We start from the raw sequence: 23,624 nt of genomic DNA, 5'->3' as shown, positions 1-23,624 counted from the left end.
GGTCAGGCCAGCTCCTCCTCCACGACCGTGGTAGACCGCCCCGCGGCGTTGGTCACTACGATCTGTAAGAAGTCGAAACTGTCGCGGCGGGCCGTATCAGCGTCCACCCTGATGGATGGTTTCATAGCAACAAATTTACCACAATAGGGTATTGTCAACCGCATTCCACCGCAGTACCTTTATACCGTTGTCTACCACTCCTCCGTCCCTCGTCTCCCGCGGCAAGTGCGGCCCGCGCGGGGCGGCCCCACCAGCGTCATCGTCCTTCACGACAGCAGGGACACTCATTTATTAAAACCCCCAACATGGAAAAAAGAAGCTATGCGGAAGTGGAAAAGGAGCTGGTTGCCCACTTGTCTTCCGCCAATCTCGACAAAGCGCACCTGGCCGGCATTTCCAAAACCATCGCCGCCTCGTACAACAACGGCCTCCAGATCGTGGACTGGTGGATCTACGGCATCCCGGCTTTTGAGCGGATCGTTATTCAGGCACAGCTGCCCACGGCGGAGACGGCCGCCATCCAGACCCTGCTCGGAAACGAGAATTTCAAGGCGATCGAGATACTGCGCAAGGGTATCCCGAAACCAGATTTTTTCAGGTACAGCTAACGGTCGAAAGAATCGCCTAAGCAAACCAAGAACAGCCTAAGCACATGGATACCATCAGCTCTTCAATTCACTCACCGGCGCAAGTGTCCCTGCCGGTGTCTCCGGATGACGATAGCCGCTTTGACAGGACGGTATCGCCCTCTCCGGCTTGTCCGAAAGAAACCCTGCAGCAATGCAGGGTTTCGCGGATCATTCAGATCCATCCGACGCTTCGCTGCAATCTGTTCTGCAAGCACTGCTACTCCTCCTCCGCTCCGGAGAAGAAGGACGGCCTGACCGCCCGCGCCATCATCAACACCCTCGAACAGGCGGCCGGCCTCGGCTATAACGTCGTCAGCCTCTCCGGCGGCGAACCCTTTATTTACGGCGAACTGGAAGAGCTGGTAACGGCCTCCCGTACGCTGGGCTATTTCAATTCCGTCACTACAAACGGTATGCTCCTGCGCTCGCAGCGCGCGGCGCGCGTCCTTCGCCAGCTGGACCTGGTCGCCATCAGCATCGATGGTAAACCCGAAGCGCATGACCATATGCGCAATATGCCCGGCGCTTTCGCGCGCATGCTCGAAGGCGTCGCCGTCGTCCGGGACGCCGTAGACAAATTCGGTTTCATACACACCCTGCTGCCCGACAGCTGGCAGATCCTCTCCTGGCTGACCGACTTCGCGATCCAGCACAAGGCCAGCCTCCTCCACCTCCACCCGCTGGAACTGTCGGGCCGCGCGACCGAGTATTTCGGGGGATTAAGCTGGAACCCCGTGGACCTTTATAGAATTTATGTAGCCCATTATTATCTGCGCACTTTTGCAGAGCCCGAACTCTACATCCAGCTGGACCTGCTGCACCGCGACAACGTGATTGACAACCCCAATTTCTTTTTCCACCAGAACAGCATGCCCGCGCGCAGCGTCAAAGGCTTCTCCACGCTGTTCAAGGAACTGATCATAAACGAGCACGGCGATATTCTCCCTATCGCACACGGCTGTTCGTCCTTCTTCCGCATCGGGAATATCCACTCCCGGGAACCGCTGGAGGCAATGATCGGGCAATTCATGGAAGAAAAGCTGGGGTATGTGATGCAATTGTACAACGACACCTACAGAGAGATCCTGGCGGACCCCGGGGTTGAAATTTTCAACTGGCCCGAGCTGGCGATCGAGAAAAGCAGGAGGTTCGAAGTAGTCTTTTGAGTCAGTTCCCCGCCGGCAGCCCATCCCAATAAATTGTCGTAACTTTGCTGCCCCTTTTAATGGAGGCGCAAGACATGAAGACGGAGAAACCCAACATCAGACATCTGACTCTCAGTGAGTTAGAAAATTACCTGGTCGACCAGCTCGGCGAGAAGAAATTCCGCGTGAAGCAGGTCCACGAATGGCTGTGGCTGAAACACGCCCATAGTTTCGAAGACATGACCAATCTCTCCAGGGAACTCCGTCAGAAGCTCGCTGACAACTTCACCCTCCCGGCGCTGAAGGTCGATGCCACGCAATATTCGGCCGACGGAACCATCAAAAGCCGTTTTCGCACCACCGATAACCACCTCGTCGAGGGCGTACTCATCCCCACCGACGAACGTAAAACGGCCTGCGTCTCCTCCCAGATCGGCTGCTCGCTCAGCTGTAAATTCTGTGCTACCGGCTATATGAAACGGCAGCGGAACCTCGAGGCAGACGAGATCTATGACGAGGTCGTTCTTTTGAACCAGCAGTCGGAAAGAGTGTATGAGAAGAAGCTGTCGAACATCGTTTTTATGGGCATGGGGGAGCCGCTGCTCAATTATAAGAACGTGATGGCTGCGATCGAACGGATCACCAGTCCTGCCGGAGGCCTCGGCATGAGCCCCCGCCGAATCACCGTCAGCACCGCGGGCGTGGCAAAGATGATCCGCCAGCTCGGCGACGACAAAGTTAAATTCAAACTGGCCGTCTCCCTCCACGCCGCCAACGACAAGAAGCGCAACGAGATCATGCCGATCAACGAGACCAACAATATCAAGGCTCTTATCGACGCGCTCAACCATTTCTACAAACAGACCGGCAACGAGATCACTTTCGAATATATCCTTTTCAAGGACTTCAACGACAGCATCAAAGACGCGGATGAACTGGTAAAACTCTACCGCCAGGTCCCCGCCGACCTCGTCAATATCATCGAATACAACCCCATCGACCAGGCGCTTTTCGCGAAACCGGAAGAGGACGCGATCGCGGCGTTTATGGCGTATCTGGAGAAGAATAAAGTTAATGCACGACTGCGGCGGAGCCGGGGTAAGGATATTGATGCCGCGTGTGGGCAGCTGGCGAATAAAGAGGTTTAGTTATGGACTCCAGCCTTCTCCTCGAGCACATCTCGCGTCATATTACCCTCACGGACGAGGAGCGGGAACATTTCGTCGGGCTGCTCCATCATCGGGTCGTCAAAAAGAAACAGTTCCTCAACCAGGAAGGAGAGGTGGTGAAGGGGCCCGCTTTTGTTGCGGCGGGACTGCTGCGCAGTTATTCGATCGACAGCAATGGGTTTGAGCATGTGATACAGTTTGCGCCGGCCGGTTGGTGGGTCGGAGATATCGGGAGTATGATCTACCAGCGGCCGAGTATTCTTTCGGTCGACGCCCTCGAGGATAGTGAGTTGCTTTGGATCCGGGAGGTGGAAGTGGACCAGCTGTTTGTGGAGATCCCGAAGTTCGAGCGGTTCTTCCGCATTCTCTCTCAGAACGCCCTGGCCGCGCACCAGGCCCGGTTGGTCAGTATCCTTAGCCTGCCAGCGAAGGAACGGTACGCGAATTTTTGCCAGTTATATCCCTCGCTCATCGGGGCTCTGCCCCAAAAACAGGTGGCGTCTTATATCGGGGTGACCCCGGAGTTTCTCAGCAAGATGTTGAATTCGGCCAATAAGGGGGCGTGAACCGAGGGACCGTGGTGACGGGTGACGGCGTGAACCATGTGAACCGCGAAGCCCGCGGCGCGCTCTTAATCTAGGTTATTCCTCCTCCCCTCCCCAGGCGCTAACTTTGCATCAACAAGGAGAATTTAACCATGAAAAGAGTAATCGAACGCGTTATAGCTCAGCCGGCCGCACCCGGAATGGTCGGTGACGGATTTAGGGTTTATAACTATATTCCTGGCGGAGGAGGGTTGCCGGGCAGCGAGATCCCGCAGGAGCGGATCAGCCCCTTCCTGATGCTCGACTTCAACGCCGAGATCGACTTCGGCCCCTCGGCGAAGGTTCGCGGGGTCGGCGTCCACCCCCATAAAGGTTTTGAAACAGTAACCGTTGCCTATAAAGGCTCCGTTGCCCACGCCGACAGCGCCGGCAACAGCGGCACCATCAACCCCGGAGACGTCCAGTGGATGACGGCCGGGTCGGGAATACTGCACAAGGAATTCCACGATGAGGCCTTCTCGAAGAGGGGCGGCCCGTTTGAAATGGTGCAGTTGTGGGTGAACCTGCCGAAGCGCCACAAGCTAACCGCGCCACACTATCAGGCCCTTACCGCCGAAAATATGGGCAGGGTTGAGTTGCCTGACGGTCAGGGACAAGTGAACGTGATCGCAGGGGATTTCAATGGTGAAGCCGGTCCGGCCCAGACCTATACCCCTATCAATCTTTTTGACGTAAGACTGAATAAAGGAGGCAGGGTGACTACCAGTGTACCCGCCAGCCACAACACGGCCCTGCTGCTCGTCAACGGCAGCGCGGAGGTCAACGGGGAGGCGGCCCCCGAACATAGTTTTGTACTGTTCGCCAATGAAGGGGAAGAAATAGAGATCAGTACGAGTGAAGGCGCGAAGATCCTGCTGCTCAGCGGCGAGCCGATCAATGAACCCATCGTCGCCTATGGCCCCTTTGTGATGAATACAACGGAGGAAATTATCGAATCGATCCGCGAAGTGCAGGCCGGAAAATTTGGTGAACTTGAATAAGACGTCATGCAAAAGAAAATAACGCATATACTAAAAGGCCGGGAGAAGGAGATCGCTCCCGGCCAAACCGTGCTCCAGCCGCTGCCGCATGCGGAGTTCCGGTTTGCCAATCCATTTATTGTCCTGCATCATATGCCGCCGCATACGATCGCTGCCGGCTCGCAGATACGCCTGCCGATGCACCCGCACAGACGTTTCTCACCAGAACTTCGTTCTTGCCACTGGCAAGAACTCGTTCGTAACCTTCGCTTTAGCTCGGTTACCTTCCAGCTACAAGGTGAAGGCTATCACCTCGACAATGCGGGTAATGAAGGCATTATCGGCGCAGGCGACGTGCAGTGGATGTTCGCCGGGAAAGGCATCCTCCACAGCGAGGGCCCCACGCCAAGGATGCTGGAGCAGGGAGGCGTTCAGGAGCTGATACAGCTGTGGATCAACGCGCCCTCCGTCCACAAACTGGACGAGCCCTTTTACCAGTTTGCCCCAGGGGACCTGCAGCCTGCGGTGCTGGAACAGGAGGGAGTCCGGCTCCGTCTCGCCAGCGGGCACTATGATGACGCCACGGGTCCGCTGAAAGGTTTTACGCCGGTGATTCTTATCTCGGGAGAGGTCAATGCGGGACGCCGCGTCCAGCTGAGCGCCGTGCCTGGTTATTGGACGATGTTATATGTTGTGAAAGGCGCGCTTTGCGTCAATGCTGAAACGATTGCCGAACGGCAGCTTGTGCTATTTGAAAAGGAGAATGACGAGTTGATCGTCACCGCGAAGGAAGACACGCAGTTGTTGTATCTGTCGGCCCAGCCTATCGAAGAACCGGTAGCGGCCAGGGATAATTTTGTGATGAATACTGCGGAGGAGATCGAGGAGGCGATTGCGGATGATAAGGCGGGAAGGTTTTAGTGGGGTGTTCTACGAAGGTTTTCGGTGAATGGCCTATTTTAACCGCCGACTGGTCGTGGGGACCGTTAAACATTCAGGGCCTGGAGCCGTCCTAAGGTGATAAAAATTGAATGTTATGAATCAGAAAAACTCCTCTCTCCTGAGAAAATCTATATTTCTTTTAGGAGCACTCACGATTGGATGGGCCGCCGAGGCCCAGACGGGTACGATTCCTTCGGATTCTACCCACCGGTTCCACAGGAAATTTGACGGCGCCGGACGGGAAGGTGGTCGCGAAACGCATGGCTTCGCGCGCGAAGGTCGCGGTTTTGAACGCGGCGGCCGCGGATTTGGACACGGTCGCGCCATGATCCACTATACCCCTGAACAACGTCAACAGGTAGCCGCTATCAACAAAGAATATCGGCAAAAATCTTCTGACCTCTACAAAAAGGACAATATCACGCTGAGAGAATATAAGGCAAGTCTCGTCGCGCTGCAGAAGGAAAAGAAATCCAAAATGGAAGCCCTTCTGACTCCCAAACAAAAGGAAGAAATGGCCGCCCGCCGCAAGCGGATGACGGAGGACCGGCAGGTGATGGCCGCCGCGCATATAGAGCGGCTCAGGCTGCGCCTCGACCTTAGCGACGACCAGGTATCGAAGATCAAAGCCGGACAGGAAAGCCTTCACGCTCAGGCGAAGGCCATCCACGAGAATGACAACCTGCTGCCTCAGGAGAAGATGGAGCAGATGAAGTCCCTGATGGCCAAACGCAACGACACCTTCAAGTCCGTGCTGACGCCGGAACAATACAGCCAGTATGAAAAGATGTCGCAGCATAGGGGCGGAAGATTCGGACGCAGATTTGGTCCTGGTGGTGATCGCGGAGGGATGTCCGACCATGGCGGATCCAACGAAAAAGTATAGATTCCGTAACTTTCAGGATGAAAGCTCAGATCGCCTCCATCCTGAAAGTTCTCCAGCTCGCCGAGCGGCTGAAATTCGAGTTACGCCATAGCTATCTATCCAACGGCAGGCAGGAAAGTGTCGCCGAACACAGCTGGCGAATGGCGCTGATGGCCGTGCTGATCGAGCCGCTGCTAAAGACGCCCGTCGATACGGCGCGACTGCTGAAGATGATCATCATACACGATCTGGTGGAAGCGGAGGCAAGGGACGTTTCGGCGCTGGATGTATTGCGTGATCCTTCACTGCGACAGCAGAAAGAGGAAAGAGAGCGGGCGGCGATTGAAAATATTCGGAGTGCACTAAAAGAAACCAACGGGCAGGAAATCTATGATCTCTTCTATGAATTTGAGCACAAGAAGACTTACGAAGCGCGGGTGGCGAATGCGCTGGATAAGCTGGAGGTTCAGCTGCAGCATAATCACGCTGATTTTTCCACCTGGGAGGAGATCGAATACGAAATGAGCTATATGATGGACAAGCACGTTGCCTTCGATGAGACGCTCAGGGACTTGAAAGACCAGATCGAAGAGGAGGCGGAGGAGAAGATGAAGGCGGCGGGTGTGGATGTTAAAGCAGTGAAGAGGCGTGTAGCGCGGCACCACGGCCCGGCCGGGTCATAGTTTCCAACCCTTATCCCTGAGATGTCGTTTGCAATCCGTACAAAAGTCCTTTTCCTCATCGAGGTGATTCGCGCCTTCGGCGTCCCGCATAAAGCAGGTAGTATCCTTACAGTGTTGCAGCCCCATCGTATGTCCCAGCTCGTGAACAGCTACTTTATATAGCTGGCCGTCCCTGTCGGAGGCGGAAAGACGGAATGTCGACACTACGGCTGCCCGTCCGGGGTTGTCGCCCAGCCCCATGATCCCCCAGTCCTGAATATTTCCTTTGGTCGTACTTATGTCCCTATTCGTGAGCCCGATGACGATCGTGTCACCGGCGGCTGACCGGCCGAGATAGCGGATGAGCGAGTCAGCGCGATAGCGGTCGCGGGTGGAGTAATAAGCCGTCACGGGCAGTGGCAGGCTTGTTCTCAGGACGGTGTTGGGATCGAGTCTTCTGATCTGTCTGTAGATGAGTTCGGCCTTGCCGGGCGTAAAATCTCCGAAGGGTTGGATGATGATGACGGTTTCGGCGTGAGCGAAGGGGTTCCGGCAAGGCGGCGGCAGCCGGGAGCAGGGCCAGAAACAGGAGCCCGGCCGGAAGAAAAACAAGGCCCCTTACTACGGGGGCCCTGCGCGTGTGACCTATGTTGCTATGGTTATGATTATTGTTTGAAAAGGTACCCGAAGATGCCGTCCGATTCCTTGTCTGGCCCGGCCGGGAAATAGAGCTTGCCGGGGTCGATGCCTGCGGAAGCAGGGGGAAACGATAGCGCCCAGAGTCCGTCGATGACGATCGTTTGTTTGCGTGATTGTAGTTGACCGAGAAAATCTCCATTCTGCGAAAATACGTTGATATGGCCGTCTCCGAAGTTTCCAACGAGGATTACGGAGTCTTTTGGGTTGTGGTAGCCTCCGCTGCCGCCCTGGCCTCCTGAACCAATGCCACCGCCGTATCTGCCGCTTTCTCCTCCCGACCTGGACTCGTTGACACTCATGTCCTTATCTTCCAAAAGCTCGCCGGCGCCGCCGTGATGCCCCAGGGAATGTTCAGCGTCCCGTTGGAAGCGAACCTCCGAATAAAGGTGCCGTCTGTCCTGAACTCGCTGACTATGCCCTTTCCTGATCCTGCCACTCCGTGTCCATCGGCGTCCAAAACGGCATAAATGACAAAAAGCTGGTCGCCAACTGCTTGAATATTATAGGGTGAGTATATTTTCGGCAGGCTTGAGTCTAAGAAAGACATCCTTACCGGTGAAAACGCTGTATCCCACACGTCAATTTTCTTTGCCCCGAAGTTGGCGGCGTAGATAAGGTCGCGTCCGCCGCTGGTTTCCATCTCAGGTTCGTTAGTTGGTGTTTCTGCATTTCGGCTGTATTTGCAGCAAACATAGTGAGAGCCGGAAGCCGCGCGGGGCCGTAGTTACCGATCGGTTTTGGGGGATTTCCGATCGAGGCGGATCGCCGGTCCACCCTCCTTTGTCTACCGCTCCCTACCCCACTCCTGTTTAAACTTCGTGCCCATGTCCTTGATATACTTCAGAAATTCGTAGTCGTTCTCGCAGCCGAGGATGTACTCGTAGGAGGGACGATACATGCGCATGAACAGCGTGAGCGCTTCGCCGCGCAGGCCCGTGATACTCTTCACGAGCGTCTTGTTAAATCGGTGGTCGATATATTTCTCCTGCTCCTCCCAGACGAGACGCGACTGGAGGGCGAGCATCTGGCGGTTTTTGCGGCCGTTGAAGAGCATATCCAGATTGAACCCGCCATTGCTGGTCATATATTCGGGTGAGTATTCGAATACTTTGCGGTACTCGTCCCTGTTAGCGAGGGAGTCATAACGGTAGAGTGTGGGGCGGACGACTACGAGGGGTAGACTGTCGACGGTGACGGCGAGGCTGATGTTGAGGGGATAGTAGAGCTGGTCGCCTTTTACGGGAAATTTCTGGGTTTCTTTGCCGAGGTAGGAGAAATAGATGGAATCGCCGCTCCGGAGGCGGATGGCATAGTGCCCTGCGGAGTCGGTCATGGTTCCTTTCCCTGAGGTGGACAGTACGCTGACGCGGGGCATATAAAACAGCTGTGACCGGTCATAGACCGTTCCGCTCACCTCCACCTGGCCCAAAACGCAATGGCCGGCCAGGACCAATACTATGAATAATAACAACTTATTCAAACCAAAAGGGAAATTACCTCTTTTTTGCGTCCGTCGGGTCACTCCGAAATAAAAAGCCCCCTCGCGGGGGCCTATTGCTATCAACTCATCTCTTATGGGACGAAGCTACGGCGTCTTTTGTTTGGCCCGCTGTCGCAGCTGCCCAACGGCGGGGTTGGATTTCCTGGCGGGTGTGGTCACGGTTTACGCGCCTACTTCAACTGCGTCGCCCCATCCACCTCGATCGCGGACAGCGGCGAGGTCTTACTCATCAGCACATTGTTCTGCGCCCTCGCCGTCATCCATTTCCCCAGCCCCGGACTATAAACACCGCCCAGCATATTGAAGTACCCCACGTCGGCGGTATTGTAGGCGAAACACAACGTGTTCGAACCTTCCTTGTAATACGGCTGCTTCTGAAGAGATACCGGATCGACGATATTGTAGGAAGTCCGTATTGTTGATCTTGTATCCCTGTTCGGGCGGCCCCGGCGTATAGAGGCTGCCGCCGCCGGAGATGAAAATGCAGTCGTCGGGCACAGAATTGACATCCACCGCGGAGTCGTGGAAGACCGCAATCCCAAACGCATTGCCGCTGTTCGCCATCAGCCCCGTCGTCGCGCGCCCAAATCCGTCGCCACCCTGTTTCGAATAGTCAAAAGCCCGGATCCAGTTGCTGCCCGCCATACTCGTCGAGCCCGCACCGTTGATCATCTTGCCGCTGCCGCCGACATAGAAGAAGGTCCCTTTCGCCGCAAAACCCGAGAAACAGCTGAGCTTGAATGACCGCATATCGCCCGTCGCCCAGCCCTTCGAGGGATAGCCCACGGGAGTGGAAGCATTCGCATTATTTAAGATCACTACCGAGAACGGCGTAACAGAAAAATCGATATCCCGCGTCGCCATCAACTGCACATACTCATAGGGCTGGTCCGCACCCTTTACGTCGCTCGCAAAGCCCGTAATAACGGCCGAAGCGATCGTAACCGCCGAACTCAGGACGATCACGTCGCCGGCCACCCGTGGCCTCAACTGGGGCGTCAGCGTCCCCTTGCCGTCCGCGGAATTGAATACGATCCCGTAGTAGTTCGCGCTGAAGGGAGCCGTAAAGCCGGCCAGGGCCGAAGACGCCTCTACGTGCAGATCCAGATTGCCAAACCCGTCGTTCAGCACCTTATCCCCCGCCAGCACGTCCGTCGGCTGCGGCAGCGGGTCGAAGCCACCCTTTACAACCACCGACAGGACGCTTTCATAGTCGCTGGGGCTGGCCAGTATCGCATTCGCATGCACCTGATTGATAGGAATGGTATTACCGGACGAGATCTTTACGATAGCAGCAGACGGGACGCCCGTGATCTCGAGGATGCCGTTGACCCGTTTCAATACCCCACCCTCGACCTTTATCGAGACCGAGTCGCCTGGAACATATTTCGCGGCGTCATCCCCGATGGGTATCGAAATACCACGCACCGAAGAGAGCCTTCGGGCTTCCTGTACGACCAGCAGCCCCGCCGGCATATTGCCACCGGAATGGTCCGACACGACCATGGCCGTGATCGTCGTAGAGCCGCCCATATTGTCCTTTGTCAGTTTGACATCGGCTCCTTTATAGAGCTGCCGAATATCGTAGATGGCGACAAAGGGGCTGATGACCGAGCCGGGGTAGTTGTCTTTTTTACACCCGAACAGCAGGCCTGCCAGCAAAGAATATGCGAATAATTTTTTCATCTTGATTGTGTTTACGGTTTCTGCCACCAGACTTGTGTTGAAATCAGATCAGGCCCCTGCGCTGCCACGGCGAGCTTGTAGTTCGTCGGATTCGTCGACTGCACATAGACGGGATATGCCAGTCTCGCCGGCATCACGCCGCCATTCTTCAGCCCCGGTCCTTTGGGCAGCGCGGGATGCCCGGTCCGGCGGTATTCAAACCACTTGTTGCATATCCTCCAGGAACAAAATATAATATTTCTGCAGCTGGATCTTCTCCATCTTGTCGTCGAAGGACGCGCTCTCGTCCCACTGCATGTCGGCATTGCCGAGATAGGTCGTAATGGGCACGTTATAGTTGGGCAGCCACTGGTGGATCCCCCCGATACCGCGCTGTCGTAGTAGGCTTCCGCGGGGCCGGGGATCCAGCCCTTGACCGCGGCTTCCGCCAGCATACACTCCAGCTTCGCCGTAGTTGAGCATCATACCGGTGAGAGGGTCCGTCATCAGCGTACTCGTGGAGGTGGTCGAATAGAAATAGCATTTTTTAGGTTGACCCGTGCCTGGAGAATAGCCGCTCGGTACGCCGATGTACTGACCAGAGTAGGGGGCAATGTCCCAGCGGTTAATATTGTTGACGCCCCAGGTGGGACCATCGATACGCGGGTCGCTCCAGTTGGAGAGATGGTCGATAAAGAAGCTGCAGATCGCCGGTGTCCGGAAGTCCTGTTCGCGGACGGAGAGATAGGGCGAGTTAAGAGGCGCGACACCTGTCCAGCGCAGTATGGCGGACTCCCCGATGCTGTCGATCAGCGGATAGCTGCTCTGGTTCGCTACGATATACTGGAACTTTTTGATACAGGTATCGGCGACCTCGGATTTACCGGCGATGCGCAGCAGCAGCCGAAGGTAGAGGGAGTTGCCAAATTTCCTCCAGCGCGCGATATTGCCGTTGTAAACGGGGTCGCTGGCCCCGATGATGGCCGTATTGGCCGAGAGCAGGCTATTGGCGGTATCCAGCTGCCTGAAGATATCGAAGTAGATATCCTTCTGTGCGTCGAAGGCCGGCTGGTAGTCCGCAGAGTCCTTCGCCTGGTTGGAGTGGAAATAGGGGACGTTCCCGTAGGTATCGGTCAGCATGGAATAGATCCAGGACTGACAGATGAGGGAGATGCCCATATAGGACTTGTTATAGTTGGGCTCGACGCTCGAGATCTTATAGATATCCTTGAAGTTGGTCAGCTGTGAATACCATCCGTTGTAGAGGTAGTCGGAATAGCTGTTGGGGATATCATAGCGGAAGGGCTGCCCCTCGGCATCGCTCAGATTGACCGTCACCTGCATCAGCTCGTTGTTGAAGCCGCGGTTCCGGGTCATGTTATACGTGAGGGTATTGACCAGCGCGGGCGCCAGCAGTTGCTGCGGCAGCGCGTTGGGAGTATTGTTCGGGTCGGTGTTCATCGTCTGGAAGTCCTTTGTACAGGAAGTCGCGGCCAGACTCAACAGCAATATGACGGTAGTAAGTTGTTTCATTTTGTTCATATTAAAATCCAAGAACCAGATTTGCTCCGAATGACCGGGTCGAGGGGAACTGACCGATCTCGAAGCCACGAACGATATCGGTGCCGTTCAGCGTCCCGAACTCGGGGTCGAAGTCGGGCCATTTCGACCAGATATAGAGGTTACGTCCGTATACGCCCACGGTGGCACGCTGTAGGTGCAGTTTATGCACCAGGCCGACGCTCAGGCTGTAGTCCAGCCGCGCCTCGCGGAATTTAATGAAGTCGGTCCGGAAGACGCTGCCTTCGGCGTTGTTCTGTCCGAAATGGCTGCGGTAGTAGTTGTCGATATCGGTCGCGATGACGGTGTTCTTTACATAGTGCCCGTTGGCGTCCAGGGTCACGCCGTTGCCGATGATGCCGTTGTAGCGGCCGGGCAGGGTGTTTGGCGTCTTGCCTTGTTCGGCTAATTTATAGTGCGTGAGGGAATGGGCCACGGCGCCGTACTGCGCGTCGAAGAGCAGGTGCAGGTGCCACTGTTTGTAGGAGAAGTCGTTGGTAAGTCCCATCTTCCATTTGGGGATGGTGTTGCCGAGGTATCTCACGTTGGGGTCGAGCTTTGCAAATCCCGTCGGGTTGTCGTATACGACCCGGCCGTCCGGCGCCCGCAGGTAGCCCTGTCCGTAGAGATCGCCCATGCTGCCTCCGACTTTGGCGACGATCTGACCGCCGCCGACGGGGCCGTTGTAGATAACGACACTGCTGTCGGCGAGTTGTTTGATCTTGTTGGTATTGGCGTCGAAGACGACGTTGACCGTCCAGGAGAAGTTCTTCGTCTTGACGGGTGAGCCGTTGAGCGCGACTTCGATACCGCGGTTGTTGACCTTTCCGGCGTTGATCAGCGCCTGGCTGTAGCCGGAAGCGCGGTCGACCACCCTTTTAAGGATCTGGTCTTTTGTGTTGCCGTTGTACACGGCCAGGTCTAGGCCGAGGCGGCTGTGGAAGAGCCGCACATCGGTGCCTATCTCATAGGTGATGGTGCGCAGCGGCCGGAGGTCGGGATTGGCGAGCAACGACGGATTTTGGAGGCCGCCGTTGTAGAGGCTGCCGGCGGTGGTGTAGTTGTACGCCGTGAGATAGGGCTGCGTGCCGCCGCTGCCGACGCCGCTGGCAGAGAATCTGACCTTCGCAAAGCTGATCCAGGAAGGCAGGGTGAAGGCGTCCGAGAGGACATAGCTAAGGTTGGCCGAGGGATAGAAGAATCCGGCGTTGGCAGTGCGCAGCGGTGTGGCCAGCACGCTGTTCCAGTCCTGGCGCGCCGTCAGGTCGAGGAAGAGATAGTCTTTGTACGAACCCGACAGCAGCCCGTAAAAACTATTGATGCCGTACTGGCTCTTCGCCGGCAGCGTCACCAGCGGCCCCGCGTTGTTGGACAGCGTGTATACGCCGGGGTAAGTTAGCGAATCGGCTCGCACCTCGTTGTAGTTGTAGTTGTTCCGCAGGATACTGCCGCCGCCGGTAGCGGTCAGGCGGAAGTCGCCCGCGATGGTTTTTACATAGCGCAGCATGAAGTCGGCGCCGGACTCTTCGGAGAAGATGTTTTGCGTGCGGTAGCTACCCTTGGGGTATTTGGCGCCCGCGTCGTAGGGCCGTTGCTGCGCCCGGGTCTCATAGGAAAAATCCAGTGAGGTCCTCATCTGCAGGCTGAGTTCCTTTGTAAATTGATAGGTTGCCGTTACGTTGCCCGTCAGTTCGTTGCGGTTGGACTTGTTGAGAAAGGCATAGGCGATGGCAAAAGGATTCTCGGGATAGCTGCTGAAGGGAAATTCGAGCTGCCGGCCCTCCTGTCCCCTGACCCAATAGTTCCTCAGCCAGTCCATGTTTGCGCTGGGCTGCCAGAAGATGAACCAGTACATGATGGACTGGTTGCCGTAGCCGGCGCCGGGCAGGTTGTCGCTCCACATATTGTTGTAGTCGATCTTGGAAGAGATCTGCAGCTTGTCGCTGACTTTGGAGTTGACGCTGAGGGAGACGGAATTTCGTTTATACCCTGTATTCGGCACGATCCATTTGTTGTCTACGTTGGTGACCGAGAACCTCGCCGTCGTTTTGTCCGTTCCTCCGTCGATGCTAACGGTATTGGTTATCGTCTGACCGGGTTTGAAGTACTCGTGGATCTTGTCCTTGTAGGGACGCCACAGGGTGCGCCCGGCGCCCTGGGCCTGGGTCGTCGGGTCGTACTGGTAGAATAGCTGGCCGTCGAACTTCGGGCCGTAGGCGCTGCTGGTGCCGCTGGTGCTGGCCCCGTCCGCGGAGGCGCCATAGGAGTAATAGTTGGCCCCCGCGAGACCCGGCCATATTGCCACTGCATGGCAGGCCACCGATTGACCTGCTCTTCGGTAGCATTGGATACGAGGGTTATACCGAGACCGCTCTTCCGGATGCTGCCCGACTTGGTGGTGATGATGACGGCCCCGTTGGCGCCGCGCTGACCGTAGAGGGCCGCGGCGCCGGGACCTTTAATATCTGTACCGATTCGATGTCTTCGGGGTTGAGGTCGTTGGTATTACTGCCGTAGTCGGCGGGCATATTGTCGCTGCTGGTGCCGTAGGGTACTTCGCCGCTGATGGCGCTGCGGCGGCCGCTGCCCTGGTTGATGACGACGCCGTCCACAACGATCAGCGCCTCGTTGTCGCCGGTGAGGTTGTTCTCGCCGCGGAGGATGATCTTGTTGGTACCTACGGGGCCGCTGTTGGAGCGCACCAGCGTGAGGCCTGCCACTTTGCCGGAGAGGGCGTCGGTCCAGTTGCCGGACAGCGCGTCTGTCGAGCGTGCTTGCCCTGTATGGTGGTGGTGGCGTAGCCGAGTGATTTTTCTTCTCTTTTGATACCGAGCGCCGTCACGACGACGTCCTGCATCTGGCGATCGTCTTTCTGCAGCTCGATCGGCAGGTAGAGATTTTCCTGCGCGGTGAATTTCTTTTTTAGCGGGCGGTAGCCGACCGCGGAAACTTCAATGGAGCCTTCCAGCTGGCTGTTCAGCATCTTGCCGAATCCGCCTTTGTCGTCGGCGATGGCGGTGACGGGCCGCTGTCCGTCCTGTTTGATGATGACGGTAGCGCCGGACACTGGGATGGAGCCTTCCTTGATCACGCCGGTGATGACCATGGGCGGTCCTTTTTTGTCGCCGGTCTCGCTGCGTTTGATGACCCAGCTGTTGCCGCGGACGGTGGCCGCAAAGCCGGACTTCGCCAGGACCTTGTTCAGCAGCTCGCCGACACCTTCTGCTTCGTAGCTGGCGGCGGTGACCTTTACCGCGCCGAGCTCGGCGTCTGCATAGGCCAGCTGGACTCTGAACTGGGCGCCGAATTGCTCCGCGACCATGGCGAGACTGCCCGCGCCGTGGCGGAAGTGCAGGGTGCCTTTCTGGGCCCTCGTGAGGGCCGGGCCGGCAAGCAGGATAAGTAGTGAGAATAAGATAGTCAAATTCGACTTTGTGTGTAACATATTCCTTTTCATTATAGACAATAGATGGGTGCCCCCGGCGCGGGCCGGGAATTTTTTTGATACGGAATGCCTAGTGGATATTGTAGCCGGTCACTGAGTTCAATACACCGAGATTCTCTTCCAGTGAGAGATTCATGTCCCAGGTGAGCGTTACTTTCATCTGCTTATCGATCGTATCGTAGGTTAATTTTGTTCGGTAGTAGTTGCCGAGCTTCCGGAGCAGGTCGCCGAGTGCGATGTTGTGCCATCTTACTTGTTGCTGGAGCCACCAGTCGGTGTCGGCGGGGTCGACCTGTGTCGTTTGCCAGGCGGCGGTGTTGACGGTCATTCCCGCGGTGAGGAGGATGCGGCGGGTTTGGTTGGGTACGTCGAGCGCGACTTTTCCGTCTCTTACCATCAGGTCTATATTTATGGAGTCGAGGCGCTGGACGGAGAAAGCCGTTCCGAGTACGGTGATCAGCTGCGGGCCGGCGGAGACGGAGAAGGGGTGGTTGTCGTCTTTCTTTACGTCGAAGAAGGCGATACCATTTGTCAGGTCTATTTTACGCTGGCTGCTGAATTTCGGGTAGACGCGGATGGCGGAGTGCGGCGCGAGGAAGAGTGTCGAGCTATCGTCGAGGGTTAGGCGCAGCATGGTATTGGCGCTGGCGATCTCGCGCCACCGGGCTACGGGGATTGGCGCCATTACCGACCTTACGAACAGGAAGATCAGGACGGCGGCTGCGGCTGCGGCCGGGAGGCCTATGAATAGGAGACGGCGGGTGGTGCCGGAGGGGCTGTGGCCTGCGTCCATTTTAAGGTGCAGGCTGTCGAGCAGGGCCTTTTTCTTTGCGGGGTCGATCTCGTCGGGGTTGTCCCAGGCCTGTCTCCAGTCTTCGTCGTGATGTGCGTCGTCGGTAAAGGTCATTTCAACGGTTTGACGAATAGACGGGAGGCGGAGGGAGTTGGTACTAGGAGGAAATGGGAGTTAACAATTTGGTTATATTGGCTGGGCCGGGGGGCCGGCATTAACCGCTGGACCCCGGTGTTAGGCGTGAACCGTGTGAACCGCGGGGCCCCGGCAGGGGATCTAACGCCGGGGAAGTACCATTTTTTGGAAACACTGTTCCAGTCCGAGTTGGGCAAAATGGGCGATGGTGCCGAAGTCGGCGGATTCTGTCACCGTCATTTTGGTTTGGTTTGGGCCCAGGGATTCAAAAGTCACGACCGTCCTGACGTCTTCGGGAAAATCGGCGGGCATGCCCACCGCGGTGGGCTTCTGTTTGGCGCCTTTCGCGTCCGACAGATTCATGATAAATTCAATTCTCTTGTGCGGGGAGATACTGGTATACGTCCAGATATTGTAGTGTGTCTGCCCGCCCATTTCGGGACGGGCTTTCATTGCAACCAGCGAGGTTCCTCCTTCGCGGAAATCCAGTTCGACCAGCGGACAGGTGAATTTATCCGGACCCCACCATTGTTTGATATTTTCGGGATCCGTCCACAGCTGCCATACCGCTTCCGCCGGGGCATCGAATATTCTGCTGACGGTGATTTGTTTGGCGGCCATTATGCGTTGATTAGCGTTTGGAGATCCATTTTTCTCATTTTGAGGAAAGCCGCGACTACGCGTTGCGCTTTTTCGGGTGTGCTCATCAGCTGGCCCAGTATTGCCGGGATGACCTGCCAGGAGATGCCGAATTTGTCGGTACACCAGCCGCACATACTTTCTTCTCCACCGTCGGCGGTAAGGCTGTTCCAGTAGTGGTCGATCTCCTGCTGGTCCTCGCAGGGAATGACAAACGAAAACGCTTCGTTGAAGTGGTTCGGCGGCCTTCTGTCGTTGAGTGCCATTATGTGCGCGCCGTTCAGCTGAAAGTTCACGACCATCGGCGACGCGTTCAGGACTTTTGAATTGGGGAAGATACCGCAGTAGAACTCGGCGGCTTCTTTGGCCTGGTTGTCAAACCACAGGCAGGGATAGATGTGTTTTGCCATTGTAAGGAGCTTGATTGGTTATTGTTTTTTGCTTTTGTTTCTTTTCAGCAGCTGATCCATATGGTTCATTCTGCCTTCCCACAGCTCGCGGAATTGCTCGGTCCAGTCCGAGACTTCTTTTATTCCTACGGGGTTCAGCTGATAGTAGATCTCCCGTCCCGATTGCCGTTGCTCCAGCAGCTGGCATTCTGTGAGGATCTGCAGGTGTTTGGAGATAGTTTGTCTGGCGGTGCCGAAATTTTCGGAGATGGCGTTGGGTGTAAGGGCGCCGACTGCGAGCAGGCTGAGTATGGCCCGCCTCGTGGGATCTGATATTGCCTGGAAGACGTCTCTGCGGATGATCATTATATGCAGCTATTTGACTGCAAATATATGCGCAGTTATTTGACTGCGCAAATTTATTTTTATTTGGGGGTGAACCATCGGGGCGGGACGTGAACCATCGATACAGCGGGAGTCGTGAACCATGTGAACCGCGGGACCGGACGCGTGAACCATCGATACAGTGCGGGGCGTGGACTACCGATACGGGGGCATGAACCACGTGAACCACGGGACCAGGTCGCGTGAACCGCGGTCTACAAAAAGAACAGCTGTACCTGCCTCAGGATCTTGACGATCCGCTGTCCGGCGGTGTGCAGCTGGTTCTTGACGGTCTGCTCGCTGATGCTGCAGCTGCGAGGCGATCTCTTTGACGGTCAGCTGGTCTTCCGTCTTCATCACATAGATACGCCGCATCTGGCCGGGGAGTTTGTTGGTGGCGTCCTTCCAGATATGGTACACCTGTTTGTGCTGGTACTGTTCGTCGGGCTGGGGACGTTCGGTGGCTTGTTCCTGAAATTCGTCGACGAGGGTGTAATTCTTTTTTTGATCGCGCGGAGATGATCGCTGATACAGTTCTGGACGACCGTAAATATATAATTACGGAAAGAGGTGTGGATAACGATGGAGTCGCGCTTTTTCCAGAGCCGGAGGAAAACTTCCTGCAGGATGTCGTCCGCCTCCGCAGCCCCGTTGAGGCGCCGACGGATATACGTGAGGACAGGCCCCGCGTGGCGGTTGAAGATTTCATCAAAAGCAGTTCGGTCTCCTTCTTTGAGCCGCAGCAGCAGCGGGCTGTCGTCGGAGAGCATTTCCTGGGTGCTCATAACCCGACAAAGATCGGGTACGGGATGGCGATCCCCTATAAACCTAGTTTACGAAATTTTTAAGTTTTGCCCGCCGGCGCGGGCCCGCGATCTTTAGTGTCTCGGGAACATTACGGCCAGGACCGTCATCAGCGCGTAAGGCAGCAACAAAACGCTGAGCGACAGCACCAAATGCAGTTTACGGCGCTTGTGCCCGTCGACGAGCGTCTCATATTTCCCAAAGATCTTCTGGTCGCGGTCGCGTATAATAAATACGTAGTTGAAGAACGCCGCGGTCAGCATATAGATCATGCCTGCGAAAATACTCGACTGCATCTTGGACTCGAACCGGGAGTGTCTCCAAAAATGGAGGTACATCGATTCGAAGAACAGGAGCCACCCTCCCAGTCCGAGGGAGAACAGATACATGGCCTGAAGACGGGGGTTGAAGACTTGCCGGTACTGGCTGGATCTATAGAAATAGCTATAGATGTTAAAGTAGAGATAGTCTATGTGTTTGAGCATAGGGTATCCGAATTAGGGTACGGGTAAAAGGATTATTCCCTCCTATAACGCCGACGGGGAGAAAATCGTACGGGGAGAAAATGCCGAAATGAGTAATTACTTGATCTTCAATAGGCAAAAACTAGTGAAATCCCTTAAAATTATGGTCTATATTTACGCAAACCCCCATCCGTGAAGCTCCCGGCCTGTCTTTTTTTGCTAATCTGCCTCTGTATCAGCGCTTTCGGTCAGACGAAGGACAGTATCCGCGTCCTGATCATCTACGGATCGGAGCCCGCGGAGGGCTATCCCACTGAGTTTAAATGGTTTGGAGGCAGGGCTGGGGGTCATGTCGTCCTCCAGACGGGCAGGGACAGGGTACTGAGCTTCGCACCGACCGTATATAGGCCGATCTGCCATATTTTCCCATCCCGCAGCCGGGCAGATTTCCGGTCGGCGTTCACCACCAATAGCGTCGGCGCCTTCTGGCACACTTTCAACTATACCCATAGCCGAAAATACTGCGTCGACAGCCTGAGACAGCTGGTTGTGAGCATACCCATCACTTCAGTACAACGCAAAAAATTGGACAACCTCAGCAGGGCCTATCTGGCACACCCTCCCTACGACTATGCGGTCGTGGGTATGCGCTGCGCCTCCGCGACCTATGAGATACTGGCGCAGATAGGAGTATTCGGGCATCCGTATACGCAGCATATCTGGTGGCATTTATTATTCCCGCGCGACCTTCGGTACGAGCTGCTGAAGGAGGCGCGAAATGGAGGTGTTGCCAGAGGCTGGAGGGTGTATCAGACGAAGGGTTGTGTAGCGCGCAACTGGGACTATGACAGGTCGGTGGATTGAAGAATATCTGCTATCTTGCGCGCTATGCAAACCCTCAAACCCTTTCTTGTACTCATCTTCCTTGTTTATACCATTACCGCCGCAGCCCAGGACACAACCTATTTCGACAAGTCCTGGAAGCAGACCATCGCCACAAACGCGGCGTACTTCAGGACCAAAACCAGAAACAACGACCTGTGGCAGGTAACTGACCATTTCCTCACGGGCGCGCCGCAGATGACCGGTGTATACACGGACGATTCTTTTCATATTCAGCAAGGTGAATTCAGCTGGTACAGCGATAAAGGAATCATCACCCACCAATGCACCTTTCAAAAAGGAAAGGAAGAGGGACAGGAGTCTTTTTACTATCCGGATGGCAAACTACGGGTGAAGGGTCAGAACAGCAATAATAAAAAGACGGGAGAATGGCGTGGCTATTATCAAAATGGCAAATTGTCCGGAAAGGCCGTATACGACACCGGCAGACAGGTATCCGGCAGTTTTTATAATGAAAACGGGTCCCGCAACAAATTTGTGAAGGAGTTTGAGCGCCAGGCCGAGTACCCGGGTGGCCCTCCACAGTTCCTGCGGTTTCTCAACAAAACCCTCCGGTACCCGGACAGCGCCGTCGTTCACGAGACAGAGGGAATAGTAATCGTTGATTTTAAGGTAAGCAAAGAAGGGAAGGTCGAAAACCCTCACGTATCGCAGTCAGTTGACAAATATCTCGATGAAGAAGCCTTGCGGGTGATGCGACTGATGCAGGACTGGATACCCGCAATATTTGGTGGCGTAACGAGCGATGATTTCAAGCGGCAGCCGGTGGTATTCCACCTTCGTTAGGTGGGCTGCCGGCGGCACTCTCGGGGTGGCGCGCTGCACTCGCCAGGAGGCGGCTGCCTTTTTTCGTACCTTCGCCGCTGGCTGGGCTTAGTCCAGCATAATTACTGTTGTAAAACAGCAAATCCCACTGGATATGAAGCGTAAAACGGACAATTTCAGCAAGTTCTATAATAAGAAGCGCAACAGCGCCATCAAAGAAGAGTTCCGCCAGGAGAAAAAGGCGGAGAAGAAAGAAAGGAAGGAGGCCATCGAGAGGCATTTTGAGGAGAAGAGGCGGGCGGCCGGCGGGCCGGCTGACAAAGAGGCCAGGTTCAAAAAGTTGCCAGGCAAGACCAAGCCGCCGACCCTGGCGCTCAAGCGGGGTGCGGGTGCACCCGAGAAGGGGGACCGGAAAGACCCGCGGTTGCGGGAGGAAGCCTGCCCCGGGAGCAAAGCCTACCCCGACACAAGGCACTACTCCACCGCACGGCGACACTCTCCCACTCAACAAGTACATCGCACATGGCGGCATCTGCTCGCGACGCGACGCAGCCGACCTGATTCGCGTGGGAAAGGTATCGGTCAACGGTCAGGTCGTTACCGAACCGGGCACGAAGGTCCTGCCGACGGATACCGTAAAGGTCAACGGCAAGAAGGTGACCATCTCGCGGAATTTTGTATACATCCTGCTCAACAAACCCAAAGACTATATCACAACGACCGACGACCCTCAGGGACGCAAGACGGTGCTCGATCTGATACGGCACGCCACGCAGGAACGCGTTTTCCCTGTAGGGAGGCTCGACCGTAATACCTCGGGAGTACTCCTGCTGACCAACGACGGAGACCTCGCCCAGAAACTGGCGCACCCCAGCCACGAGATAAAAAAGATCTATCACGTCAGCCTCGACAAGCCGCTGACCAAAGCCGACTTCGAAAAGATCATCGGCGGCGCGGTCGATCTGGAAGACGGCGTTGCCCACGTCGACGCGCTGGCCTATGCCGACCCCGGGGACAAGACGCAGATCGGGATCGAGATACACAGCGGCCGCAACCGCATCGTCCGCCGCATCTTCGAGCACCTGGGCTACGACGTCCGCGGTCTCGACCGCGTCATGTACGCCGGCCTCACCAAAAAGAACGTACAGCGCGGGAAATGGCGGCTACTAACGGAAAAGGAAATACGAATTTTAAAATATCTCAACTCCTCTATCAAGGGATCGTCCGCCCGCGTGAAGGAATGGGCCAGCGTCGAGGTCCCGGCGGAATCCGGGCAACCCCGCAGAACGGCCACTGCCACGGCAGGACCCGGGGCCGCACCCGGCAAACGGCCTCCGCGCAGTATCCCCCCGAAGGGACGGAAACCCGCCACTACGCCGTCCAGGTCGCGGCCCCACAAACCGGGCCATTTTAACAGTGATGGGGATTAATTTAGTCCAATGTACAAACCCGAAATAATATTCGAGAACGCGGCTTTTATCGCGATCAATAAACCCGCCGGAATGCTCAGCATACCGGACAGGAAAGGAGAGGAACCTTCGCTGAAGTCGTGGCTGAGGGAGAAATACGGCAATATCTTTACGGTCCACCGGCTGGATCGCGAGACAAGCGGCGTTATCGTCTTCGCAAGAGACGAGGCCACGCATAAATTCCTGTCGGAGGCCTTTGAACACCGCGACGTCGAGAAACTTTACCAAGGCCTCGTCCGAGGGCAGCCTCGCCGAAGGCAAGGGCACCATCGATTTCCCCATCATGGAACACCCTACTAAACTGGGGACGATGGTCGTCAACCGCCGCGGCAAGGCCTCGGTGACGGACTACGAAGTGATCGAAGATATGGGACTGTACTCGCTGGTGCAGTTCCGCATCCATACGGGGCGCACGCACCAGATACGCGTGCATATGCAGGCGCTGGGCCACCCAATCGTCTGCGACGAATTGTATGGCGATGCCCGGCCCGTGCTGCTGTCCGGCTTTAAGCGCAATTTCAAGTTGTCGAAGGACGCCGAAGCAGAGCGCCCTATCCTGTCCCGCCTCGCTCTCCACTCCCATCTGCTGCATTTCCAGGACGCCGGCGGCGAGTTTCATCACGCTCGAGGCGCCGCTGCCAAAGGACATGCGGGCGCTGATTCAGCAGCTGAAGAAATGGAAACAGTAGCGCAGACGACCTCCCTTCCGCACCCCGGGAAATGCCGGCGAATGTATTTTAAGCAGTTCTACTTAGCAAAACATACCCCCTGGACCTTATAACCCACTAAGGACCAACCCTATGCGTTTTTGGGAAAATATCCCATTTGGGGATTTTAGTCTTCTTTCTGGAATATACGCGATAGGACATCAGGGTCTAACTGTCTGGCAGAGAGCATTGTTATGTTTTGGCACCGGCATTGTCTTCTCTCGTGTCAGAAACTAATAATCCAGACACAAAATGAAAACTCTTTACACCCTGTTGAAATCTTCCACTTGTCCTGATCATCTCTCTCGCAGCTGCTCTGTCTGCCA

General features: G+C 55.9%; 33 protein-coding genes. 13 read left to right on the top strand and 20 right to left on the bottom strand.

The genetic code is table 11. The features are described from left to right. Nucleotides 1-2: 2 nt before the first annotated feature. Nucleotides 3-125, bottom strand: a complete 123-nt coding sequence (locus tag ACQ86N_RS01960) for a hypothetical protein (RefSeq protein WP_431213703.1) — start codon at nt 123-125, stop codon at nt 3-5. 10 nt (nt 126-135) lie between these two features. Beyond that, a complete protein-coding gene (locus ACQ86N_RS01955; RefSeq protein WP_431213702.1) occupies nt 136-288 on the bottom strand; it encodes a hypothetical protein in 153 nt (50 codons plus the stop codon). Between the two features lie 17 nt (nt 289-305). Here ACQ86N_RS01955 and ACQ86N_RS01950 point away from each other — a divergent pair, with 17 nt between their 5' ends. From ACQ86N_RS01950 to ACQ86N_RS01915, 8 genes are all read left to right on the top strand, one after another. Then, nucleotides 306-608 (top strand): hypothetical protein, encoded by a 303-nt coding sequence (locus tag ACQ86N_RS01950; RefSeq protein WP_431213701.1) that lies wholly within the window; start codon nt 306-308, stop codon nt 606-608. A 44-nt stretch (nt 609-652) separates the two neighbouring features. After that, the gene (locus ACQ86N_RS01945) at nt 653-1,795 is read left to right on the top strand and encodes a radical SAM protein (RefSeq protein ID WP_431213700.1); all 1,143 of its coding nucleotides are present in this window, start codon (nt 653-655) and stop codon (nt 1,793-1,795) included. A 59-nt stretch (nt 1,796-1,854) separates the two neighbouring features. Next, nucleotides 1,855-2,922 carry a 23S rRNA (adenine(2503)-C(2))-methyltransferase RlmN gene (gene rlmN, locus ACQ86N_RS01940; protein ID WP_431213699.1) on the top strand — a complete coding sequence of 356 codons (1,068 nt, stop codon included), beginning with the start codon at nt 1,855-1,857 and terminating at the stop codon, nt 2,920-2,922. 2 nt (nt 2,923-2,924) lie between these two features. Continuing rightward, nucleotides 2,925-3,509, top strand: coding sequence for a Crp/Fnr family transcriptional regulator (locus ACQ86N_RS01935; RefSeq protein ID WP_431213698.1), 585 nt, complete (start codon nt 2,925-2,927; stop codon nt 3,507-3,509). 131 nt (nt 3,510-3,640) lie between these two features. After that, entirely contained in the window at nt 3,641-4,528 is an 888-nt protein-coding gene (locus ACQ86N_RS01930; RefSeq protein ID WP_431213697.1) for a pirin family protein, read from the top strand. A gap of 6 nt (nt 4,529-4,534) precedes the next feature. Next, nucleotides 4,535-5,428 (top strand): pirin family protein, encoded by an 894-nt coding sequence (locus tag ACQ86N_RS01925; RefSeq protein ID WP_431213696.1) that lies wholly within the window; start codon nt 4,535-4,537, stop codon nt 5,426-5,428. A gap of 115 nt (nt 5,429-5,543) precedes the next feature. Continuing rightward, on the top strand, nt 5,544-6,335 hold the full coding sequence (locus ACQ86N_RS01920; RefSeq protein WP_431213695.1) for a hypothetical protein: 792 nt from the start codon (nt 5,544-5,546) through the stop codon (nt 6,333-6,335). 17 nt (nt 6,336-6,352) lie between these two features. Next, on the top strand, nt 6,353-6,997 hold the full coding sequence (locus tag ACQ86N_RS01915) for an HD domain-containing protein (RefSeq protein ID WP_431213694.1): 645 nt from the start codon (nt 6,353-6,355) through the stop codon (nt 6,995-6,997). Here the strand turns inward: ACQ86N_RS01915 and ACQ86N_RS01910 are convergent. From ACQ86N_RS01910 to ACQ86N_RS01825, 18 genes are all read right to left on the bottom strand, one after another. After that, the gene (locus ACQ86N_RS01910; RefSeq protein WP_431213693.1) at nt 6,992-7,588 is read right to left on the bottom strand and encodes a matrixin family metalloprotease; all 597 of its coding nucleotides are present in this window, start codon (nt 7,586-7,588) and stop codon (nt 6,992-6,994) included. The two genes, ACQ86N_RS01915 and ACQ86N_RS01910, sit on opposite strands and share 6 nt — an antisense overlap. Nucleotides 7,589-7,641: 53 nt before the next feature. Further along, complete coding sequence (locus tag ACQ86N_RS01905; RefSeq protein WP_431213692.1) at nt 7,642-7,974, bottom strand: hypothetical protein; 333 nt, start codon at nt 7,972-7,974, stop codon at nt 7,642-7,644. After that, nucleotides 7,971-8,315 (bottom strand): TIGR03118 family protein, encoded by a 345-nt coding sequence (locus ACQ86N_RS01900; protein ID WP_431213691.1) that lies wholly within the window; start codon nt 8,313-8,315, stop codon nt 7,971-7,973. Before ACQ86N_RS01900 ends, ACQ86N_RS01905 begins: the two co-directional genes overlap by 4 nt. Nucleotides 8,316-8,459: 144 nt before the next feature. Further along, nucleotides 8,460-9,095: a carboxypeptidase-like regulatory domain-containing protein gene (locus ACQ86N_RS01895; protein ID WP_431213690.1), complete on the bottom strand. Its 636-nt coding sequence runs from the start codon at nt 9,093-9,095 to the stop codon at nt 8,460-8,462. A gap of 251 nt (nt 9,096-9,346) precedes the next feature. Continuing rightward, complete coding sequence (locus ACQ86N_RS01890) at nt 9,347-9,475, bottom strand: hypothetical protein (RefSeq protein ID WP_431213689.1); 129 nt, start codon at nt 9,473-9,475, stop codon at nt 9,347-9,349. After that, nucleotides 9,456-10,862 carry a DUF5689 domain-containing protein gene (locus tag ACQ86N_RS01885; protein WP_431213688.1) on the bottom strand — a complete coding sequence of 469 codons (1,407 nt, stop codon included), beginning with the start codon at nt 10,860-10,862 and terminating at the stop codon, nt 9,456-9,458. Before ACQ86N_RS01885 ends, ACQ86N_RS01890 begins: the two co-directional genes overlap by 20 nt. Nucleotides 10,863-10,873: 11 nt before the next feature. Next, nucleotides 10,874-11,167, bottom strand: a complete 294-nt coding sequence (locus tag ACQ86N_RS01880; RefSeq protein ID WP_431213687.1) for a SusD/RagB family nutrient-binding outer membrane lipoprotein — start codon at nt 11,165-11,167, stop codon at nt 10,874-10,876. Then, nucleotides 11,058-12,374, bottom strand: coding sequence for a SusD/RagB family nutrient-binding outer membrane lipoprotein (locus ACQ86N_RS01875; protein ID WP_431213686.1), 1,317 nt, complete (start codon nt 12,372-12,374; stop codon nt 11,058-11,060). Before ACQ86N_RS01875 ends, ACQ86N_RS01880 begins: the two co-directional genes overlap by 110 nt. Before the next feature lie 10 nt (nt 12,375-12,384). Further along, the gene (locus tag ACQ86N_RS01870) at nt 12,385-14,721 is read right to left on the bottom strand and encodes a hypothetical protein (protein ID WP_431213685.1); all 2,337 of its coding nucleotides are present in this window, start codon (nt 14,719-14,721) and stop codon (nt 12,385-12,387) included. Between the two features lie 37 nt (nt 14,722-14,758). Beyond that, nucleotides 14,759-15,121, bottom strand: coding sequence for a TonB-dependent receptor plug domain-containing protein (locus ACQ86N_RS01865; RefSeq protein WP_431213684.1), 363 nt, complete (start codon nt 15,119-15,121; stop codon nt 14,759-14,761). Then, the gene (locus ACQ86N_RS01860) at nt 15,079-15,846 is read right to left on the bottom strand and encodes a hypothetical protein (RefSeq protein WP_431213683.1); all 768 of its coding nucleotides are present in this window, start codon (nt 15,844-15,846) and stop codon (nt 15,079-15,081) included. The genes ACQ86N_RS01865 and ACQ86N_RS01860 overlap by 43 nt, the downstream gene beginning before the upstream one ends. A 70-nt stretch (nt 15,847-15,916) precedes the next feature. After that, nucleotides 15,917-16,753 (bottom strand): FecR family protein, encoded by an 837-nt coding sequence (locus ACQ86N_RS01855; RefSeq protein WP_431213682.1) that lies wholly within the window; start codon nt 16,751-16,753, stop codon nt 15,917-15,919. 162 nt (nt 16,754-16,915) lie between these two features. Beyond that, nucleotides 16,916-17,395, bottom strand: coding sequence for an SRPBCC family protein (locus ACQ86N_RS01850; protein ID WP_431213681.1), 480 nt, complete (start codon nt 17,393-17,395; stop codon nt 16,916-16,918). Further along, complete coding sequence (locus ACQ86N_RS01845; RefSeq protein WP_431213680.1) at nt 17,395-17,823, bottom strand: VOC family protein; 429 nt, start codon at nt 17,821-17,823, stop codon at nt 17,395-17,397. Before ACQ86N_RS01845 ends, ACQ86N_RS01850 begins: the two co-directional genes overlap by 1 nt. 18 nt (nt 17,824-17,841) lie before the next feature. Further along, the gene (locus ACQ86N_RS01840; RefSeq protein WP_431213679.1) at nt 17,842-18,168 is read right to left on the bottom strand and encodes an ArsR/SmtB family transcription factor; all 327 of its coding nucleotides are present in this window, start codon (nt 18,166-18,168) and stop codon (nt 17,842-17,844) included. A gap of 174 nt (nt 18,169-18,342) precedes the next feature. Further along, complete coding sequence (locus tag ACQ86N_RS01835; protein WP_431213678.1) at nt 18,343-18,561, bottom strand: hypothetical protein; 219 nt, start codon at nt 18,559-18,561, stop codon at nt 18,343-18,345. Then, nucleotides 18,543-18,971, bottom strand: coding sequence for an RNA polymerase sigma factor (locus ACQ86N_RS01830; protein WP_431213677.1), 429 nt, complete (start codon nt 18,969-18,971; stop codon nt 18,543-18,545). The genes ACQ86N_RS01835 and ACQ86N_RS01830 overlap by 19 nt, the downstream gene beginning before the upstream one ends. 93 nt (nt 18,972-19,064) lie before the next feature. Then, nucleotides 19,065-19,475, bottom strand: coding sequence for a hypothetical protein (locus ACQ86N_RS01825; protein WP_431213676.1), 411 nt, complete (start codon nt 19,473-19,475; stop codon nt 19,065-19,067). Between the two features lie 171 nt (nt 19,476-19,646). On the opposite strand from ACQ86N_RS01825, the gene ACQ86N_RS01820 reads away from it, so the two are divergent. The 5 genes from ACQ86N_RS01820 (at nt 19,647) to ACQ86N_RS01800 (ending at nt 23,372) form a co-directional block, all read left to right on the top strand. Next, nucleotides 19,647-20,318, top strand: a complete 672-nt coding sequence (locus ACQ86N_RS01820) for a hypothetical protein (protein ID WP_431213675.1) — start codon at nt 19,647-19,649, stop codon at nt 20,316-20,318. A 24-nt stretch (nt 20,319-20,342) separates the two neighbouring features. Next, on the top strand, nt 20,343-21,143 hold the full coding sequence (locus ACQ86N_RS01815) for a TonB family protein (RefSeq protein WP_431213674.1): 801 nt from the start codon (nt 20,343-20,345) through the stop codon (nt 21,141-21,143). 362 nt (nt 21,144-21,505) lie between these two features. Then, the gene (locus ACQ86N_RS01810) at nt 21,506-22,552 is read left to right on the top strand and encodes a pseudouridine synthase (RefSeq protein ID WP_431213673.1); all 1,047 of its coding nucleotides are present in this window, start codon (nt 21,506-21,508) and stop codon (nt 22,550-22,552) included. Between the two features lie 9 nt (nt 22,553-22,561). Beyond that, the gene (locus ACQ86N_RS01805; RefSeq protein ID WP_431213672.1) at nt 22,562-22,891 is read left to right on the top strand and encodes a pseudouridine synthase; all 330 of its coding nucleotides are present in this window, start codon (nt 22,562-22,564) and stop codon (nt 22,889-22,891) included. Continuing rightward, nucleotides 22,875-23,372 carry a pseudouridine synthase gene (locus ACQ86N_RS01800; RefSeq protein WP_431213671.1) on the top strand — a complete coding sequence of 166 codons (498 nt, stop codon included), beginning with the start codon at nt 22,875-22,877 and terminating at the stop codon, nt 23,370-23,372. Before ACQ86N_RS01805 ends, ACQ86N_RS01800 begins: the two co-directional genes overlap by 17 nt. The last annotated feature ends 252 nt before the right edge of the window (nt 23,373-23,624 follow it).

Origin of the sequence: Puia sp. P3 (assembly GCF_050632245.1) — a bacterium.
Classification (GTDB): domain Bacteria; phylum Bacteroidota; class Bacteroidia; order Chitinophagales; family Chitinophagaceae; genus Puia.
This window is presented reverse-complemented; position numbering and strand designations above follow the sequence as displayed.